17 protein-coding genes and 1 tRNA gene are annotated in these 17,785 nt (G+C 56.3%); 2 read left to right on the forward strand and 16 right to left on the reverse strand.

Features of this window, described 5'->3' with window-relative positions:
* Positions 1–39: 39 nt before the first annotated feature.
* The 3 genes from HX801_RS20530 to gabD all read right to left on the reverse strand — a co-directional run bounded on the left by HX801_RS20530 (position 40) and on the right by gabD (position 4,288).
* Positions 40–1,248, reverse strand: a complete 1,209-nt coding sequence (locus HX801_RS20530; protein ID WP_003218151.1) for an HDOD domain-containing protein — start codon at positions 1,246–1,248, stop codon at positions 40–42.
* A 137-nt stretch (positions 1,249–1,385) separates the two neighbouring features.
* The gene (gene gabT, locus HX801_RS20535; protein ID WP_087693631.1) at positions 1,386–2,663 is read right to left on the reverse strand and encodes a 4-aminobutyrate--2-oxoglutarate transaminase; all 1,278 of its coding nucleotides are present in this window, start codon (positions 2,661–2,663) and stop codon (positions 1,386–1,388) included.
* 182 nt (positions 2,664–2,845) lie between these two features.
* The gene (gene gabD / locus HX801_RS20540) at positions 2,846–4,288 is read right to left on the reverse strand and encodes an NADP-dependent succinate-semialdehyde dehydrogenase (RefSeq protein WP_003218155.1); all 1,443 of its coding nucleotides are present in this window, start codon (positions 4,286–4,288) and stop codon (positions 2,846–2,848) included.
* A gap of 395 nt (positions 4,289–4,683) precedes the next feature.
* Between gabD and HX801_RS20545 the strand changes: the two genes are divergently transcribed.
* A tRNA-Arg gene (locus HX801_RS20545) sits at positions 4,684–4,760 on the forward strand.
* A gap of 57 nt (positions 4,761–4,817) precedes the next feature.
* Here the strand turns inward: HX801_RS20545 and HX801_RS20550 are convergent.
* From HX801_RS20550 to HX801_RS20575, 6 genes are all read right to left on the reverse strand, one after another.
* On the reverse strand, positions 4,818–5,417 hold the full coding sequence (locus HX801_RS20550; RefSeq protein WP_177022629.1) for a hypothetical protein: 600 nt from the start codon (positions 5,415–5,417) through the stop codon (positions 4,818–4,820).
* Entirely contained in the window at positions 5,414–5,974 is a 561-nt protein-coding gene (locus tag HX801_RS20555) for an RNA polymerase sigma factor (protein WP_003218160.1), read from the reverse strand. Before HX801_RS20555 ends, HX801_RS20550 begins: the two co-directional genes overlap by 4 nt.
* 26 nt (positions 5,975–6,000) lie before the next feature.
* Positions 6,001–7,662, reverse strand: coding sequence for a VWA domain-containing protein (locus HX801_RS20560; RefSeq protein WP_177022630.1), 1,662 nt, complete (start codon positions 7,660–7,662; stop codon positions 6,001–6,003).
* Between the two features lie 74 nt (positions 7,663–7,736).
* Positions 7,737–8,330 carry a hypothetical protein gene (locus HX801_RS20565; RefSeq protein ID WP_008433680.1) on the reverse strand — a complete coding sequence of 198 codons (594 nt, stop codon included), beginning with the start codon at positions 8,328–8,330 and terminating at the stop codon, positions 7,737–7,739.
* Between the two features lie 88 nt (positions 8,331–8,418).
* Positions 8,419–11,007, reverse strand: coding sequence for an autotransporter domain-containing protein (locus tag HX801_RS20570; protein ID WP_177022631.1), 2,589 nt, complete (start codon positions 11,005–11,007; stop codon positions 8,419–8,421).
* Between the two features lie 349 nt (positions 11,008–11,356).
* Positions 11,357–12,049 (reverse strand): hypothetical protein, encoded by a 693-nt coding sequence (locus HX801_RS20575; protein ID WP_087693614.1) that lies wholly within the window; start codon positions 12,047–12,049, stop codon positions 11,357–11,359.
* A gap of 386 nt (positions 12,050–12,435) precedes the next feature.
* On the opposite strand from HX801_RS20575, the gene HX801_RS20580 reads away from it, so the two are divergent.
* Positions 12,436–12,693, forward strand: coding sequence for a hypothetical protein (locus HX801_RS20580; protein ID WP_017478047.1), 258 nt, complete (start codon positions 12,436–12,438; stop codon positions 12,691–12,693).
* A 309-nt stretch (positions 12,694–13,002) separates the two neighbouring features.
* Here HX801_RS20580 and HX801_RS20585 read toward each other — a convergent pair whose 3' ends face one another.
* The 7 genes from HX801_RS20585 to HX801_RS20620 form a co-directional block, all read right to left on the reverse strand.
* Positions 13,003–13,233, reverse strand: a complete 231-nt coding sequence (locus tag HX801_RS20585) for a hypothetical protein (protein ID WP_003218173.1) — start codon at positions 13,231–13,233, stop codon at positions 13,003–13,005.
* 316 nt (positions 13,234–13,549) lie between these two features.
* Complete coding sequence (locus HX801_RS20590) at positions 13,550–14,149, reverse strand: hypothetical protein (protein ID WP_080673289.1); 600 nt, start codon at positions 14,147–14,149, stop codon at positions 13,550–13,552.
* A gap of 213 nt (positions 14,150–14,362) precedes the next feature.
* Complete coding sequence (locus HX801_RS20595; RefSeq protein WP_087693609.1) at positions 14,363–14,998, reverse strand: SMI1/KNR4 family protein; 636 nt, start codon at positions 14,996–14,998, stop codon at positions 14,363–14,365.
* A gap of 374 nt (positions 14,999–15,372) precedes the next feature.
* On the reverse strand, positions 15,373–15,747 hold the full coding sequence (locus HX801_RS20605) for a barstar family protein (protein ID WP_087693608.1): 375 nt from the start codon (positions 15,745–15,747) through the stop codon (positions 15,373–15,375).
* A gap of 110 nt (positions 15,748–15,857) precedes the next feature.
* Positions 15,858–16,067 (reverse strand): hypothetical protein, encoded by a 210-nt coding sequence (locus tag HX801_RS20610; protein ID WP_256344275.1) that lies wholly within the window; start codon positions 16,065–16,067, stop codon positions 15,858–15,860.
* Between the two features lie 144 nt (positions 16,068–16,211).
* Positions 16,212–16,700, reverse strand: a complete 489-nt coding sequence (locus HX801_RS20615; RefSeq protein ID WP_003218174.1) for an Imm6 family immunity protein — start codon at positions 16,698–16,700, stop codon at positions 16,212–16,214.
* A 358-nt stretch (positions 16,701–17,058) separates the two neighbouring features.
* The gene (locus HX801_RS20620; protein WP_008433670.1) at positions 17,059–17,784 is read right to left on the reverse strand and encodes a hypothetical protein; all 726 of its coding nucleotides are present in this window, start codon (positions 17,782–17,784) and stop codon (positions 17,059–17,061) included.
* Position 17,785 lies beyond the last annotated feature (1 nt).

Consider the following 17,785-nt stretch of genomic DNA (forward strand, 5'->3'; position numbering starts at 1 on the left):
CGCAGGCAAGCCAGCTCCCACACTGGCACGCATCGCCTGCTAGGTTTTGCGCATACGCGTCAATTCCGGCAAACCCACCTTGAGCAAGCGTGCCGTCTTGCCTTTCGCCAATGCCTCGACGCCTTCATGCTCGGTCAGCCGCGCCAGTTGCGCCGCCAGGTTCATCACCAGCGCTTCGCGGGAATACACCCCGCCCTCCAGCGAATAAATCGCCGCGATCAACTGGCGCAACTCCAGCGGCAGGCGCCAGCGTGTGCGCAGTGCCGAACCATAGGCCGCGCCGAAGGTGTAGAGGGACTCGCCAATCGCTTCATCATCCAGTTCGCCACCGCCCAGCAGCCAGTCTTGCAGGCACCGCAGCAAGGCCAGGTCGCCAAGGCGATGGAGGATCCCGGCGCTGTAGCAGCGCTCGTGATCCAGGTCGAGCATGCGCGCCAGGCTGCGGGCGTAGTCGGCGGTACGCTGGGACAGCTGCCAATGACGCTCGGCGTAATCCACAAGGCTCGGGTCGCTCAGTACCACGTTGTGCTTGAGGGCGAGCCCCAGGATCAGGTTCATGCTCTGCCCCGCCGCCAGCTTGTGCAGGGCCATGCCCAGGGTCTGTACCGGCGAACCGTGATGGCCGGCGCTGTTGGCGGCGGCGATCAACACGGCAGTAATCTGCGGGTCCATGCGCACCTGCTCTTCCAGGCGCTTGAGGTCCAGGCCCTCCGGCTCCAGGCTATGTTGCACCGCAGCCTGCACGTCGACCCGCAGCGGCGCGCCGTCGGAGGCTTCCCGGCGGCGCTCCAGAAACACCGGCAAGGTCATGCCCGGCGCCAGGGCCGGGACTTCGCAATACACCGTCTCACCTTCGTTCAACAGCAAGTCCTGCAGGCGCTGGGTCAGGCTTTCCATGTTCAGGGGTTTGGTCAGGTACGCGGTCGGTGCCAGGGGCAAGGCTTCGCGCACGCTGGCGCTGTCGTTGCGGGTACTCAGCAGGATAAACGGCAACAGCGGCGTACGCCGTTGCAGGCGCACGCTGCGCAACAGGCTCAGGCCATCGACGCCGGGCAGCTCCCAATCGGCAATGATCAGGTCATAGGGTTTGTCACGCAGCAACTCGGTGGCCCGCTGGCCATCGGCACACACATCCAGCCGTGCGTCACAGCGCACATTCAGCAACACCTGCTTGAGCAGATCTCGGGACCAAGGGTCGGCCTCGGCAATCAACACACGGGGTACAGCCGGTAAATCAACAGCAGTCATCCAGCACGCTCCATCGGCAATACCAGCACCTTAGACAAAGGAGCCGCCTGCGTACAATGAACAACGGCTGAATACCGTTCATCGGGCACAAAAAAACCCGCCTAAGCGGGTTTTTTGTCGATCAGGTCAACTTTTGATCACAACTCGGAGAAGCACTCTTCGATGATCGCCAGGCCTTTGTCCAACTGCTCGTCCGGCGAAGTCAGCGGAACCAGCACGCGCAACACGTTGCCGTAGGTGCCGCAGGACAGCAGGATCAAGCCCTTGTCACGCGCCTTGGCCACCACGGAAGCGACAGCAGCGGCGTTCGGCTTGTGGCTGTCGCCATTTTCGAACAGCTCGACCGCAATCATCGCGCCCAGGGCACGCACTTCGCCGATCACCGGGTACTTGGCCTGGATCGCTTTCAGACCGGTCACCAGGCGCTCGCCCACAGCCTTGCAGCGGTCCAGCAGGTGCTCTTCTTCGAACACTTCCATCACGGCCAGGGCCGCGGCGCAAGCGATCGGGCTACCGGCGTAGGTGCCGCCCAGGCCGCCCGGAGCAATGGCGTCCATGTATTCAGCCTTGCCGCACACACCGGCCAGCGGGAAGCCGCCTGCGATGGATTTGGCGAAGGTGGTCAGGTCGGCGGCAACGCCCATCTGTTCCATGGCGAAGAAAGTACCGGTACGGCCGGCACCGGTTTGCACTTCGTCGGCGATCAGCAGGATGCCGTGCTTGTCGCACAGTTCGCGCAGGCGCTTCATGAAGGATTTAGGCGCGACGTAGAAACCGCCTTCGCCCTGCACCGGCTCGATGATGATGGCAGCGATATCACGCGGCTCGGCATCGTTCTTGAAGATGCGTTCGATGCTGGCGATGGAGTCGTCATCGCTCACACCGTGCAGTTCGTTCGGGAACAGCGCGCGGAACACGCCGCCTGGCATCAGGCCCATGCCGGCCGAGTACGGCACGACTTTGCCGGTGAGGCCCAGGGTCATCATGGTGCGACCGTGGTAGGCGCCGGTGAACGCGATCACGCCGGCACGGCCAGTGGCGGCACGGGCAATCTTCACGGCGTTTTCTACCGCTTCGGAACCGGTGGTGACCAGCAGGGTTTTCTTGGCGAAATCACCCGGGACCTTGGCGTTAACTTTTTCGCACAGCTCAACGTACGGCTCGTAGGCCAGTACCTGGAAGCAGGTGTGAGTCAGCTTGTTCAACTGTTCGGTCACGGCGGCGATGATTTTCGGGTGCACATGGCCGGTGTTCAGCACGGCGATACCGCCGGCGAAGTCGATGAACTCGCGACCTTCAACGTCGGTCACGGTGGCGTTCTTCGCCGACTCGGCGAAGATCGGGTGAATCTGGCCAACACCGCGTGGTACAGCGGCTTCGCGGCGTTTCATCAGGGATGCGTTGGTCTTGCTCATAAAGTCCTCATTCGCCACTCATCGGGTGGCGTGGTCCAAGGAATACGTGGCGGGGAGGCAACTACGGCAGCATGCGATGATCGACTGCCACAGCTTTCCCGGCCACTACGAATAACGGGGTGAAACACGCAAAGGGACAGCGCTCTCGTGCCCTTTGCGTTTGCAACAATGCCTTGCCGGGCTTAAATGCCCAGGCAGAGGTATTTGATTTCCAGGTAGTCCTCGATCCCGTACTTGGAGCCTTCACGGCCCAGGCCCGAAGCCTTGATGCCGCCGAACGGCGCCACTTCGTTGGAGATCAACCCGGTGTTGACGCCGACCATGCCGTATTCCAGGGCTTCAGCCACACGGAACACACGGCCCAGGTCGCGGGCATAGAAGTAGGAAGCCAGGCCGAACTCGGTGTCGTTGGACATCGCGATCACTTCGGCTTCGTCTTTGAAGCGGAACAGCGGCGCCAGTGGGCCGAAGGTTTCTTCCTTGGCCACGGCAGCATCTTTCGGCACGTTGACCAGGATGGTCGGCTCGAAGAAGTTGCCTTCCATCACCTTGCCGCCAGCCAACAGGGTCGCGCCTTTGCTCAGGGCGTCAGCGATGTGCTCCTGAACCTTGGCCACGGCCTTCTCGTCGATCAGCGGGCCGGTGGTGGTGCCCTCTTCCAGACCATTGCCGATCTTCAGCTTGGCCACCGCCACTTTCAGTTTCTCGGCGAACGCGTCGTACACCGAATCCTGGATGTACAGGCGGTTGGCGCAGACGCAGGTCTGGCCGTTGTTGCGGTACTTGGAAATGATCGCGCCTTCGACGGCCTTATCCAGGTCTGCGTCGTCGAACACGATGAACGGCGCGTTGCCGCCCAGTTCCAGGGAAACCTTCTTGATGTCCTTGGCGCATTCGGCCATCAGCTGGCGACCGATTTCGGTGGAGCCGGTGAAGGACAACTTACGCACGATCGGGTTGCTGGTCAGCTCGCTGCCGATATCGCCGGCGCTGCCGGAGACCACGCTGAACACACCTTTCGGAATCCCGGCACGCTGGGCCAGTTCAGCCAGGGCGAACGCGGAGAACGGGGTTTGCGACGCAGGCTTGAGCACCATGGTGCAACCGGCAGCCAGGGCCGGGCCGGCTTTACGGGTGATCATCGCGGCCGGGAAGTTCCACGGCGTGATGGCAGCGGTAACGCCGATTGGTTGCTTGATCACGATCAGGCGCTTGTCCGGCTGGTGGCCGGGAATCACATCACCGTAGACGCGCTTGGCTTCTTCGGCGAACCACTCGATGAACGAAGCGGCGTAAACGATTTCGCCCTTGGCTTCGGCCAGCGGCTTGCCTTGTTCCAGGGTCATCAGGCGAGCCAGGTCATCCTGGTTCTCGATGATCAGCTCGAACCAGCGGCGCAGCTTGTTGGCGCGGTCCTTGGCGGTAAGTGCACGCCAGGCCGGCAGGGCCTTGTCAGCTGCTTCAATGGCGCGACGGGTTTCGGCGGCGCCCATTTTTGGCACGGTACCGAGGATTTCGCCGGTAGCGGGGTTGTTGACCTTGATCGTTTGACCGTTGTCCGCATCGACCCAAGCGCCATCAATGAAGGCTTGCTGGCGGAACAACTGGGTGTCTTTGAGCTGCATGTCGGCTTTCCTTAACAGCACCGCGCACGCGCGGAGCGAATTAGAGTTGTTGAAAGGCGCCTTGAGGGCTGCCGTCAGGGAAATCATTCACTGGGCGCAAGCACGTAAATAGCGCACGAAAGGACAAATGTGCGGTTCAGCACCCAGGCAGGAGCGTTTGAAATCTCAAACGAATCCTAGGATCAATGGGGGTGCAGGGCAATAGTCTGTTCGAAAAAAAGAACGAAAACGGCGCATTTGCTCGATTTTTCTGATCAGCGTGTTTCGGGCGAGTTCCGCCCTATTGCGCCGAGACGCCCGGCACAGGGCGTCAGCGGCGCGTATTCCTACGGGCGGCCGGGCGAAAAGCGGCATGGACGCCCAAGGTCGACATGGGTATGATGTCGCCCGCACAAGCATCCGTAGCTCAGCTGGATAGAGTACTGCCCTCCGAAGGCAGGGGTCGTGGGTTCGAATCCCGCCGGGTGCACCAGATACAGATGAAAAAGCCCCAGGTCGAAAGGCCTGGGGCTTTTTTGTGGGCGTCGATTCAGGGTTTCTGCAACACCTCCAACCGCGCCGGCAAGTCTTCCTTGGGAAAGCGCTTGTGCAACTCCAACAGCTTCTCATCCGCCGCCTTGGCCTCTCCCGCCTGCCGCAACCGCAGGATTTCCTGCAGCCCTTGCTCCAATGACGGCAGCACAACAGCCGCGCGCTTGCTCATCTTCGCCACCGGCTCATCCGCCAGCGAACCCGCGACTTCTGCCTGCACCTGCGGCGCACTGTCAGCCTGCGGAGCCACGGAGAATCGAGCCATCGGCGCGGCAGCCGGGGCCGGGCGGGCCAGTTCCTGCGGGGCGGCCGCGTAAGTGCCTGTGGATAACTCCGGCTGCGGCACCGGCGAGCGCGTGACCAAACCAATCATCAGGGCCACACCCGCGACGGTGGCAAACGCCATCTGCCAGCGCGGCCGTTGGCAGGCCTGTAACCAACGCTGCCACAGGCTGGGTTGCCGCACCGGTGCTTCACGGTGGGCGGTGGCCAGGATGAAGGCGTCCAGGGAAGCCGGCGGCTCGCCGCTGGTGTGTTGACGGAAATGCTCGATCAGCAGCTCGTCGTTCGAGTCCTGGGTATGTCGGGGGTCAGTCATGCGGGTACCTCCTCGGCCAGCAGTCGGCGCAGTTTCTGCTGGGCGTAACGCAAGCGGCTTTTTACCGTTTCCAGTGGGGCGCCGGTGAGCGCGGCGATTTGTGGCACTTCCAGCTCGCCATGCAGGCGCAGCAGGAACACTTCGCGCTGATCTTCGGGCAAGTCTTGCAACGCGCTGTCCAGGCGCGCCTGGTCGCGGCTCAGGCTCAGCAGTTGCTCAGGCCCGGCGCTGTCGTCGGGCTGGCCGTGAAGCTGCTCATCGTAGCTGTCGTGCAGCGGGTTGTGGATGCCGTGCTTGCGCCAGTGGTCGATCAGGCGGTTGCGGGCAATCTGGAACAGCCAGGTGCGAAAACTCGCCCGCCCCTGTGGCTCGCTGGTGCTGCGGATCAGGCTGAGCCAGGTGTCCTGGAACACTTCCTCGGCCAGTTCGGCCTTGTTGCTCAAGGACACCAGAAAACGGTACAGGCCCTGTCGATGCCGCGCGTACAGGGCCTCGAACGCTGCACCGTCGCCGCTGCGGTAGCGGGACAGCAGGGCTTCGTCGCTGGGTGAATCCATCAGGTGGCGTACTCCTTTGAGGTGGATCAGTGTCTGGCCGGGGCCTGGAGGCTCTGGGCCAATTCGACCAGTTGCACAAATTCGCCGCGCAAACCAAAAGGGTCGTCGCCCCGTGCGGAACGGGCCAGTGCGGCCGTGTCCTTGAAACTCATGCTGCCAGTGTAGCGGCCATCACCCTTGAGTTGCTGGGCGAAGGCGGCCACGGCGGCAGAGAAGCGCAGGTCGTCGCTGGGTTTGCCGCTCTGCGGGTTGCTGATCGGGTGTTCGATCAGTCGGCTGTTGCCGCCTTCCGCTGGTTTGTAGCGTACCCGCAACATCGCCAACTCATCAGTTTTACCGTCAGCCTTGGCCGCCGATGCGTAGCGCAGTGGCTCCAGCCAACCCTGTTCACCCTTCGGGACAATTTCATACAACGCGGTCACTGTATGCCCTGCACCGATTTCGCCGGCGTCGACCTTGTCGTTGTTGAAATCCTCACGCTTCAGGGCGCGGTTTTCATAGCCGAGCAATCGGTATTCACTGACCTGCGCCGGATTGAATTCCACTTGCAGCTTCACATCCCGGGCCACCACGGCGAGGGTCGAGCTGAGCTGATCTACCAACACTTTGCGGGCTTCGCGCAGGTTGTCGATATAGGCGTAGTTGCCATCACCAGCGTCGGCCAGTTGTTCCATCAGGTGTTCGTTGTAGTTATCCACACCGAAGCCGAGGGTGGTCAGGGACACGCCGCTTTTGCGCTGGTCGACCGCCATTTGCTTGAGGCTGTCGAAGTCGCTCACGCCTACGTTGAAGTCACCGTCGGTGGCCAGCAGGATGCGGTTGATGCCTTTGTCGATAAACCCTTCGCGTGCCATTTGGTAGGCCATTTCGATCCCCGACGCGCCTGCGGTGGAGCCGCCGGCGGTGAGTTGGTCGATGGCGTTGCGGATTTTGGTTTTGTCCCGGCCCGAGGTGGGCTTGAGCACCACTCGCGATTCGCCGGCGTAGACCACCAGCGAGACGCGGTCCCGGTCGCGCAATTGATCCACCAACAGTTTCAGGGTGCTCTTGACCAGCGGCAGGCCTTCGCGGCGATTCATCGAGCCGGATACGTCCACCAGAAACACCAGGTTGGCCGGTGCCAGGTCTGCCACCGCGCGGTCCGAGGCCTTGATGCCGATGCGCAACAGTCGGGTGTGGGGGTTCCAGGGTGACGGTGCCACTTCAGTGGTCACGCCAAAGGGCGAGCCGTCGGTGGGCAAGGCGTAGTCATAAGGGAAGTAATTGACCATCTCCTCCAGTCGCACAGCACCTTCGGGCGGCAGGCTGCCTTGATTGAGGAAACGTCGTACGTTGGCATAGCTGCCGGTGTCGACATCGACGCTGAAGGTGGAGACCGGTGTTTCGGCAACGCTGCGAATCGGGTTGTCCGGGAGGTTCTGATAGTGCTCCCGAGGCTCGGTCTGGTATTGCATGGCGATCGAGTCGTTCATGACCAATCGCGACGCCATCGGTGCAGGCGCAACCATCCGCTTGACCATGGCCCCCTGGACGCTGGCGGGCTCACTTTGCACCTCCACGACAGGCGCCGACTCAGCGGGCTTGGCCACGTCACGGGATGAAGAGAGCCCACACCCGGCAAGCGCCACCAGCAGGGTCACGGTGAAGCCTTGGGCGGCAGGGCGTAACAGCAGAAGAGGACGGGACATGGGCTGAACCTCGTGAATGAATGATCCGTTCACAAGGTCAGACGCAAGGGGCTGGCGATTCGGGTTAAAGCAACTTAGAGCGACGGAATATTTCCCGTCGCTGCCACAGTCGCCACCGGGACACGCTCGTTAGGCGCAGTTACGTCATACACATGCTGCTCACAGCCCTTCCCGATAATCACGAATTCCACCAGGTAAACCTTTTGCTTCTCAGGCTTGAAGGTCGAACTCATGGGGCCGCACTCATACACATAGGTTTTGACGAGGCCGACATAGTTGGCGTTGTAGACCCGTGACTCGCCGATCACTTCAAAGGGCTGCCCCGGGTCAGCCTGCACTTCCAACTGCGGGAAGCGTTTGGCGACGGCGCTGTTGCCCACTTCGTTCATCTTGGCGATCCAGCCGAATACCTTGCCACGGCCGGAATCCACCACCGTCCCGAGGATTTCCGGACGCTGATCTGCATCGGAACTACGGCGTACGGAGAACTGCACCGGATAGGTAAAACCGGTTGCCTTCATGATGACCTTGGCGTGTTCGGCGTCCACCTCGACCTTTTTCTGCTGCAACTGGACGCCGTCCGTCAGCAGGCTTGGCGAGGAGTTCCTGGCAGTGGAGTGGCAGCCGGCCAAGACCAGGGCGAGGATTAAGAGTGAGGTCTTTTTCATGGGTTACTTCCTTGAGCACATTTAAAAGTCTGGCTCGGGCTACGTGGGAGAACCGCAGCCCGATGCCGTTTTCTATCGGCCGTAATACTTAAAACGCGTACCGCGCCTTGAGCATGACCCCATCGGCATCAAAACCACTGCGGGCCTGGCGGGTGTAGCTGGCACCCACGGTAAAGTCCGACACCTGGTAGTTCACGCCGACACTGGCTTCATAGCTGTCACGCGCCACCGAAGCGCCGGTGACGGTGAACGCAGAACCGCCGAGCACATAGCTGGAGGTTTGTGCGACGCGATCACCCATCAGGTCGTGATACGCCATCAAGGTTGCTTCCGGCTGCAAGCTACCGGCACCCATGGGCAAGTTGCCCGCCAAGCGCACACCAGCGCCCAGCTCGCCCACTTCATAGCGTTGCGACTGGGTGCTCAGCGCGGCCGAGGAGCCCTTCTCGTCGAAACCGTCCATGCGCACGTTGGCGTAACGCGCTGCCACACGCGGCTCGATCACCACGGCCTGCGACGGCTTGAAGCTGTAGCCGCCGATCACACTGGCAGACAGCACATTGCTGTCGTAACTGCCCTTGGCTGTGGTGCCGGCGATATGGCGTTTGCTGTCGTTGTCGTTATGGCCATAGCTGAGGCTGCCGTCGACGAACCAGTTTTGCAGCGACCAGTTGCCGTACAGCGACAGCGCATGGCCCTCCACATCGGTCTTGTTGCCGAGGTCGGAATGGATGTTGGAGTTAAGGTAGCTGTAAGCCACGCCCAACGTGGTGGTGTCGTTCAAGCGCCCGTCCACACCCACGGCCATGCCGCTGCTGTTGGCCGAGTAGCCGTTGTTGCCGCCACGCCCGTCCTGGTCCATGTTGCTGCTCAGGCCCTGCACCCACACGCCGCCGACTTGGTGGCTTTCGCGCTGGTCGGTGAGGCGGTTGAAGATCGCGCCGTTGACCACGGTCTGGCCCGACAACGCCACGTCCAGGGCGCCGCGATTGACGTCCGGCTTGAGTTGTTCGCTGACCTGAGCAAGCTGCTGTGCTGTGCCGGCGTCAGCCAGGGTTTGGAACACTGGGTCGTTCTGATTGAGTCCGCTCAGTACGTCGTTTTTAAAGGTGTTCACCGCCGTCGCTGACGCAGCGCCGGCGCCCACCGCGGCGAGCTCCTGCTGCACTTGCTGGTTGTCTTTAACCGCCACCACGGCCTTGACCGTTTGCGCGTCGGCCGAGTAGCTCAGCACGTTCAGCAGAGAGGACGAGCTGGCCACAGACAGGCCATTGTCTTGCACGCTGGTGGCTTGCAACAGGGTGTACTGAGTGCCGTTGTTGGTGCTGGCGAAGTCGCCCGGCTTGGCGCTCACGGTCAGCTTCGAAGCCTGGGCGAAATTCGCTGCACCGTTGACAGTCAGGTACGGCGTGGTCGGCACTACGCTGTCGGCCAGGTGCATATCAATACCTGCGCCGCTAGCAACGTTGAGGTTGCCAGTGATCGCAGTACCGGGCGCCGACAGGTTCAGCGAGCCCGAGTTGACCGATACCGGCGCGATGATGCGGCTGCCGGTGAAATCGGCCTGGCCTGCGACATTCACCGCGCTCAAGTTGAGCAGGTCGCCGGTGATTTTGCCGCCGGTCCAATTCAGCGTGGCAAGGTTGGCGGCGTCGATGGCGATGCCGGCGTTACTGCGGATTTCGCCGGCTTGCTGGTTGATCTCGAACGCCGAGGTCTGGTCCGCGGCATCTACATGAATGGCTGTACCATCGGCGCTGATCGTGCCGCGGTTAACGATGCCGCGCGCGCCGGTCGCGCTGTTCTGGGCAAAGGTTGCCCCGGCAAACTCGAAGGCATTGGCGTTGGTGCCCGTGGCCTCGACGGTGCCGGTGTTGAGGATGTAGTCGACCTTACCGTTTAGAAACATCACCGTCTTGGCGTCATTGCCGTTGGCAGAAAGCAGGCCGCTGTTTTCGATGCGCAGAGGGTTGGTGTCGGTTTCCACCTCGATGCCCCAGGCGCCCTCGCCCGTCGCCTTGAGCGTGCCGGCGTTGAGGATTTTGCCGCCGACGGTGGTCCCCAGATTGTTCTGACGGTCGAGGATCAGGCCGATGGCGTAATCACCGTTCATGTCGATCACACCGGTGTTCGAGACGTCGCCGGCGATGGTGGTGCCATGCAGGTAAATGCCTTCGCCGCCATCCACGTAGGAAGGTGAAGCCGGCGGCGTCAGGGGCAGCGTGGAACGGATGGTGCCGGAGTTGATGACACTTCCACCGATGGTCGTCGCGCCGATCTCAAGCCCCTCGTAACCCCCATTTTTCATAAGAATGTTGCCCGCCTGGACCACGTCCCCGGTGACAGTTCCCGGGCTCAGGTTCTGCGGGCCCGACCAGAACAGCGGGTCCAGGGCAATCGCACGGATGGCGGCGCCCTGGGAATCCAGAGTGATGTCGGCACGGTTGATCAACGAACCCTGGATAGTGGTGTTGGCCACACCCAGTCCGGCAGGGTTGGTGGTGGTCGGCACCACTACTTCGGAGAACGTCCCGTTGATAATCAATGACTCATTAAAGGTCTCGCCGACCCAAATGTTCTTGCCCTGCCCCAGGTCGAATTCCACCGCCAGCGCTTGCGTACTGATTGCGCCGACCATGAGTGCCAACAGGCTTTTCTGGAACTGCTTACGCTTCATTTCAAACTCCATGAACTACATTAAAAGCCGCCAATAGGCCCGGCGGCAGTAGGTGTGCTAAGCGAGGGATCAATTGATCCGAATGCATTCCCCCAGGGTGCCTTCCTGAAACGCAGGCGCGCGCCTGTGCACCACAGCGGGCGGTGACAGAAAAGAGGCTTGGGGGGCGAGGTTCACATTAATCCTTAATGTCATTTGAAAACGCTGCAGTCCATGCAGCCCGACCGGTTGCGGGTGGGCGGGGTAAAGACACTGGGATATACAAAATGTTCAAGGTGCTCGGCGAGTTCTATCAAACTGCTCGCGTCAGGATCAGCCACCGCAAGCCACGCGGAGACCTCTCGCTGGTCTACTTGAGCTCCTTCACCAGATAACTCCCGGAGATCTGCGTGATACCCATCAACGCGCGGCGCAACGCCTCAGGATCAGTGCGATAAGTGAGCGGCGTGTAACCGTAGACATTCTGGCCATTGAACGGCGTGATCGACTCCACCGTGCGCCAGAGCATCTCGTCGCCACGGTCCATGCGCGCCACCACGGTTAGCGTCGGGTAGACCACGCTGCTGAAACCCTGGGTCAGGCGAAAGCCCCACTCGCCTACCGTCAGTTGAATCTGCGCATCGGCCGGCTCGTCGTCACCCACCACTTTGAGCGATGACGTCTTACCCAAGGCATCGATAAAGGCCTGCTTGAGCAACACGCCCAAGTCGATATTTTCGGCGTCCATCACCGTGAGGATCGCGGCCGGCGTCGACATCTCGGCCAGTTGCCCTGCCTTCATGCCGGCGGCAAACCCCGCGCCGCTCAAGGCCGCCGTGCCCAGCTTGGACGCGCCGCTGGCCATGCCGACGCCCGCACCAAGCCCGGCGCCCAGGGCCGCACCCCAGGCTTGTTCACGGCCCATGTAGACCATGTTCTTTTCCCACTTTACGGGCAGCACTTTGACCGTCTTGACCTGCGCACGATGCTCGGGCGTGAGGGGCTGGCTGACGCAGCCGCCGAGGATGAGGGTGGAGAGGAGAACCAGGAGAAGGTTTTTCACATCAGTCCTTTAATGTTGGTGGTGAATGCGTTTAATCAACGCCAGTGTGTCGGCAATGGGGGTGAAGACATGAGGCATTGGGATTGAGCCAGTACTTTGCTGCCTTGCGTGGGTTTGGGTGCGGGCTTATAGTCCGGGCCGTCGCCCACATGGCGATTCAGGTTTGGCGACCTGACAACAGAGCGCAAAAGCATCCCGCTTCTATGCAGGTGTTTTTGCACCCGCAAAGCTGTGCATGATATGGCGGCTGTGCGCGGGAGACCTTCGGGTCTGCCGGTTTACTCTGTTGCCGGTTCGCCAACCTGCGTACAGCTGCCACCCATTCGTTTGGCGACGAATGAGTGGTGGCTTAATCCACCAACAGAGTACTGACAATGAATCGATACATGCCCCTCACGGGCCACGACTGCACCGTCCCCGCCCTGCTTATCGACACCCATGCGCCCCTCGATGTCCTCCACGACGCCGCCGTGTACCGGATTCGCGCCGTCACCCAACTGCTGGAAAACCTGGCCTTTCGCGAACAGCTCAGCAGCGATGCTGTGGTGCTTCAAGACTTCGCCCAATTGCTGGCTATTCCGCTGCGCGATGGGTGTGATTTGCTGGATGTCATCAGTCGCAGACTCAATACCGATCCATCCTGAGTAAAAGCCGGGCGGCCTGGGTGCCGCCCCTTTTACTCGGTTAAACAACCTCACTTGCCATGAAGCAAAACTTTTAAAGCATCTTTAGGGTCAAAGAGGGTCAAAGGGGACGGATTTATTTAATCAACTCATCTGGATTTTTAAATATTTAAATAAATCCGTCCCCTTTACGTAAATAAATCCGTCCCCTTTACGCATTACGCTCACAGGATGAGTGCAGGAAGGCGGCAAAAAGGGTGCAAATAGAGTGCAAAACACCGGCGCAAGGCCGGTGTCGATAGTGCCTGATCAAGTTGGGTATATTGAAAACTACATTTGTCGAATATCAGATAAAAAATCATAAAATTCTTTTTCTGTCATCTCAAACTCTGGCCCTTCGACCATTGCCATTAGTGACAACAACGCAATGTCTAAATCTTTTGTGAGAGAAAGGTTTGGATCTTGGTAAATATCAAGTGCCTCTTTTGATATTTTAAAAATATCAAATCCATCAGCAACTGCTCTTCCAAGTCTGTCAGCCACTATGTCTTCCATGCTCATTGCTGCCCCCAACTCTTTAGCTCTGCTGCGGTCGGAGGGTAGTGCTGAGCATCAACCGGCTGCCCATTAATACTTTTCGGGTGGACACGGATTACTTCTCCTGCATGGTCATAGCTTTCCATCCATTGCCTCGTACTGCCCGTTTTAGGATCAAACTCCGTGGCGAAAGAAGCACCCCGAGTAGGTCCTTCTGTCCTTGCAGGAACCTCTTGGGTTAATGGGTCAAAGGGGACTGGGTCAAAGGGGACGGATTTATTTAATCGACCCATCTGGAGTTTTTTAAATTTAATATTTAAATAAATCTGCCCCTTTTACGTCAATACATACGAGAGAAATGCTCATCAATAGAACTTCCAGACCAAAAACTCACATCTGAAAATTCCAGACTATCAGAAACAACAACTATCCCCCTAAGCTCAAAAGGAATATCTTCTATACCAGCCTTAACGCTAGGGATTAAGTAGCGAAAATAGTCCCCCATTTTAGACTCTCCATCATAACCGGAAGGGAAGTCCTCCCCAGACACACTACCTTCTATAGCATGGTATATATAGACACCTTTAATTGCTGGAAGGTTATATTCTGTCAGCCTGGCTTGGAGTGAAGATCGATCCGCTATCCATCGTTCCACTTCAGCCCTAGAGTCTAGGTGACGATATGCACAGGCAGAGTATAAATCAAGAATTGTTTTACCGTTTTTAGCTTTCGGATATTCTTCGTAATCACCAGACTCTTCCCACAAGTACTCACTTAAGCTATCAAGCTTCTGCTCCACAGCTGTAACTTCCAACAAAACCTTTGGTAACGATCCAAAACAGTTATTCACCATGACGGCAATAGCACCGGCTTTGTCCATCGCAAACCAAGTAACAATTTCTCCAAATCCTGGAACCCATTGTTCATCAATAACCATCATTTATTCCCCAGTTCAAAGGGGACGGATTTATTTAATCAACTCATCTGGAGCTTTAAACATTTAAATAAATCCGCCCCCTTTACCTTACCTTTACCTTAAATATTTAAATAAGTTCGCACCCTTTACGCTTATTGTAAATAGAGGCTAGACCACCAATACCCGCATTCGCAATAATGATGGTCTACACAGACTTCTTCATATAACTCTAACCACTTAACTATCAGTTTTTAGTTTAATCTCAGCTCCGTCTGGCAAGTCTTTAATTTGGCGGGCAATATCAGCCCTAAACCTCATCCCCTCCACAGCATCTGCCATATACATATTATCCAGCACAAACTCTCCTCCCAGCACGAATGGCACCTTCGGCAACAAACGTTTTCCTGTGGGAAGCTGACCATTTTTCTTTTGCCATTGATGCGCTAACGGGTAGCCCGTGAGCGCCTCATAATCACTAAGTATTATTTTTGCCCAGCTTTCAATATCGTCGGCCAAATACTCTAGTGCCCCGGTTTCCGGGTCAAAAATATAAATCTTGTTATCTTTAATACAGAACTGCCCACCGAAAATGTCTTCAGCAAAAAATAAGCAACCATCGGCAATACCCTTATAAGCACCGCGCCAAAGAGTATCTTCATTCCAATCACGAAGACCAATTTCGTCCTGACTAGAATGTGTGGGAAACACATGTAAAGCGCTTTCTAGGGCGTAGAAGCCATTGCGTTGAACCAGCATCCTTAAAAGTTGATCAGATAAAGCACCGGCCAATCTATGTGACGGCCCAGAAATTTCCGGCGCATGATCACTCAAAGATGAGCTTGCATTCGATAACAATTTTTCCAAGCTGGACATATTCTAATCCACCACATCTATTCGAATCTTCGTTCCGTTTGGTAACTCTCTACATTGAGCACCAACACAGGCACCAGCCCCGCGATTGTCGCTAGGGTTGATATGTCTTACGGAGGAACCTTGACCACCCTCTTGAAACATTGCAGGTGGATATTCATCACGATCAAGGCCTGGCTTGGTTTCAGTACCGCGCAAAGAGTCACGCCTGCGTGATGCTGCATTCGCGCGATCTATGGTCAGAGTACCAGGCTTACCCGTGTCAATAGCATCTTCGATGTGTTGCGCTGATTCAGGAAAGCGGCTTTTGCTGACTGTGACAATCTTTTCAGCGTCACCGCCAGCGGCCCCAGTTGCTTTTGCACCAGCGGCTTAAGCTATTTGTCTAGCAGATCCTCGACCGTAAGCCTATCAATTTCTCTGAAGACTACTTCTATCTCGTGCCCTTCGTCACCAATCCAATCAAAGACCGCATCACGTAGAATCTCAAGGTATACCTGTAGATCCTCTCTTGGCAATTCTGGAAGAGTCACATGTACAAGGACGATTTTGTGGCATGGAATCCAGCTAAGATCTCTTAAGCAATCATATAAGGCATCCCAGTTAAATCCAAAATACCCCGGCAACCAAAGCAGGTAATACAGCGATCTTATCAATTCCTCTGCAATCCCAATGGACGGGTCAATCCGCACATAAAAAACCTCGGCCGCGTCATATGAAGGCGGGATGTCCACAAACTTGAATGGCAACATTTTCGACAGGCCTCAATTTTTTATCGGGATGAAGGTTTTGGGGTCAAAGGGGACGGATTTATTTAATCAACTCATCTGGATTTTTAAATATTTAAATAAATCCGTCCCCTTTACGCACAAGTGTATGCATTTTCAGCGAGCCCTGTATCGTCATATAAAAAATGTATTGTGTAATCAAGTTCATCATAAGCTAAATCCGGCGATGAACGTTCTACCCAGGCACGGTACTGGTAATCTGAGTTCGACAAACCTGCCAGATAGGAAACCAACTCCTCTCTCATACTCGGAAATTTTAATTCGGAGAGTTCCAAGTTTTCCATTTTTTATACTCACTCTGGGCAAAGGGGACGGATTTATTTAATCGACCTAGCTGGAGTTTTTAAATCTAATATTTAAACAAATCCGTCACTTTTACGTCCTAAATAAATCCTTCTCCTTTACGTTAAAGAGCAACTCTGCCAGCATTAAAACGTGGATTGCCCCCTATTTTCCAAAACGTGTGCAGATAGATAAACACTCAACTTATCAGACAAGCCTATCCGTTCAATATAATCAACAATATATACAGCAGAGCTCTCGTCCGCCTCACATACCGGCTCAGACATTTGCTCTTGTAGCCCTACAATCTTATAGGCCTTATTGGCAAAAAAACCGATCACCAACAATATTAAAATTAAACTATTTTGCTCTACGCTTTCAGATGCAAAATTTCCTTCTGCCAGCGGTCCGCTCTGCATATCATCGGAGTCTAGATAATATGCTAATTCATCAGCACTGAGCCCTCGATCAGACAACCATCGCCAACACTTATCAACTGCCTCCTGACATTTTTTTTGCGTATCACTCGCCGAGTCAAGGTTACGTAGAGCATAATCAAGCAACAGAAGGAAAATTGAGGCTTTCTTTACCCACATCATACTGTCAATGACTTTAAGCGCTTCTTCATTGTCCATTAACTATTCTCCCATCTTTAACTAGGACTGTTAGACGATTTGGCATTGCTGCCCCTCCCTCAGCGGTAACTCTTAGCAGAAGAGTAGGATAGCGCTGACTGAATTGTTTAACCACCCCATTCAGGTCACTATTACCCGTCAAACCTGCACTACACTTATTACAGATACCACTTGCATTTGGTTAAAGGGGACGGATTTATTTAATTAACTCATAAGAAATTTTTAATATTTAAATAAATCCGCCCCCTTTACGCTGTTATATCATCGACCGAGAAATAGGGGGTCAGACCACTATTAATACTTTAATTAGAAAACCGTGGCCTGAACCCTATTTCCCGCGCCCGATTCTCGCTCTAATTCACGCGTTAAACAAAACTTCTCTCAGCAAGTCCTGCCTCTCTGCCTGAGCCCCTACGGCTGCAGTGAAGCACTGGTTATAGGCAGCAATCTTCAAAACGCCGCCCAAATCTTCTACTGCAAAGCAGTCGATATCCATTAACTTCTTTTCGTCGACACCCACTAACTGAAGCAAGGATTTGCTTACCCACATGAAAGCGCCAACCGCCTCAATGTAGCCGTTTCTTAAAACCCAACGCCCAGGATTTTTTGATATATCTACGACCTCTTGGGTCAGCGGAAAAGGCAGCCCATTACTTTTCTTGGGCAGATGAGCGTGTTCGACGCGCTCAACTTCAAAGAGCGTAAGACTCTCGGCATTTTGCCATCGATCATACTCGGCGTCGTAAATTCGAGCCTGAACAAAGCCGGGCTCATCGATTAAAGCTTCAATCAAGGTCTGTGCAACTTCAATCGAATTCGCCAGGTGTTTCATATCAAGCCGATAAAACGCTTTATCTGCCACATACGAAAACTCGACAGAACCGTTTGCCAGCTCAATAAAAAAACTCTGACACTTGTTTTTCTCCAAGTAATTCGAAACGTCCGCCAACCCTATTTTCTTGCCGGTAAAGCCATCAATGACGGTATCCTCATTAAAGTTTTTGAGCTGTTGTATTAGCCGCCCCCATACAACTGAAGCGCCATCATGTAGCCTCTCGCTAAAGACAATTTCAATTTCAGCCATA

Origin of the sequence: Pseudomonas sp. G1002, from assembly GCF_013385455.1 — a bacterium.
Lineage (GTDB): Bacteria > Pseudomonadota > Gammaproteobacteria > Pseudomonadales > Pseudomonadaceae > Aquipseudomonas.

What these genes read in the sequence shown, in the direction of transcription:
- HX801_RS20530 (WP_003218151.1), bottom strand. Translation starts at nt 1,248, where the DNA reads ATGACTGCTGTTGATTTACCGGCTGTACCCCGTGTGTTGATTGCCGAG.
- gabT (WP_087693631.1), bottom strand. Translation starts at nt 2,663, where the DNA reads ATGAGCAAGACCAACGCATCCCTGATGAAACGCCGCGAAGCCGCTGTA.
- gabD (WP_003218155.1), bottom strand. Translation starts at nt 4,288, where the DNA reads ATGCAGCTCAAAGACACCCAGTTGTTCCGCCAGCAAGCCTTCATTGAT.
- HX801_RS20550 (WP_177022629.1), bottom strand. Translation starts at nt 5,417, where the DNA reads ATGACTGACCCCCGACATACCCAGGACTCGAACGACGAGCTGCTGATC.
- HX801_RS20555 (WP_003218160.1), bottom strand. Translation starts at nt 5,974, where the DNA reads ATGGATTCACCCAGCGACGAAGCCCTGCTGTCCCGCTACCGCAGCGGC.
- HX801_RS20560 (WP_177022630.1), bottom strand. Translation starts at nt 7,662, where the DNA reads ATGTCCCGTCCTCTTCTGCTGTTACGCCCTGCCGCCCAAGGCTTCACC.
- HX801_RS20565 (WP_008433680.1), bottom strand. Translation starts at nt 8,330, where the DNA reads ATGAAAAAGACCTCACTCTTAATCCTCGCCCTGGTCTTGGCCGGCTGC.
- HX801_RS20570 (WP_177022631.1), bottom strand. Translation starts at nt 11,007, where the DNA reads ATGAAGCGTAAGCAGTTCCAGAAAAGCCTGTTGGCACTCATGGTCGGC.
- HX801_RS20580 (WP_017478047.1), top strand. Translation starts at nt 12,436, where the DNA reads ATGCCCCTCACGGGCCACGACTGCACCGTCCCCGCCCTGCTTATCGAC.
- HX801_RS20585 (WP_003218173.1), bottom strand. Translation starts at nt 13,233, where the DNA reads ATGAGCATGGAAGACATAGTGGCTGACAGACTTGGAAGAGCAGTTGCT.
- HX801_RS20590 (WP_080673289.1), bottom strand. Translation starts at nt 14,149, where the DNA reads ATGATGGTTATTGATGAACAATGGGTTCCAGGATTTGGAGAAATTGTT.
- HX801_RS20595 (WP_087693609.1), bottom strand. Translation starts at nt 14,998, where the DNA reads ATGTCCAGCTTGGAAAAATTGTTATCGAATGCAAGCTCATCTTTGAGT.
- HX801_RS20605 (WP_087693608.1), bottom strand. Translation starts at nt 15,747, where the DNA reads ATGTTGCCATTCAAGTTTGTGGACATCCCGCCTTCATATGACGCGGCC.
- HX801_RS20610 (WP_256344275.1), bottom strand. Translation starts at nt 16,067, where the DNA reads ATGGAAAACTTGGAACTCTCCGAATTAAAATTTCCGAGTATGAGAGAG.
- HX801_RS20615 (WP_003218174.1), bottom strand. Translation starts at nt 16,700, where the DNA reads ATGGACAATGAAGAAGCGCTTAAAGTCATTGACAGTATGATGTGGGTA.
- HX801_RS20620 (WP_008433670.1), bottom strand. Translation starts at nt 17,784, where the DNA reads ATGGCTGAAATTGAAATTGTCTTTAGCGAGAGGCTACATGATGGCGCT.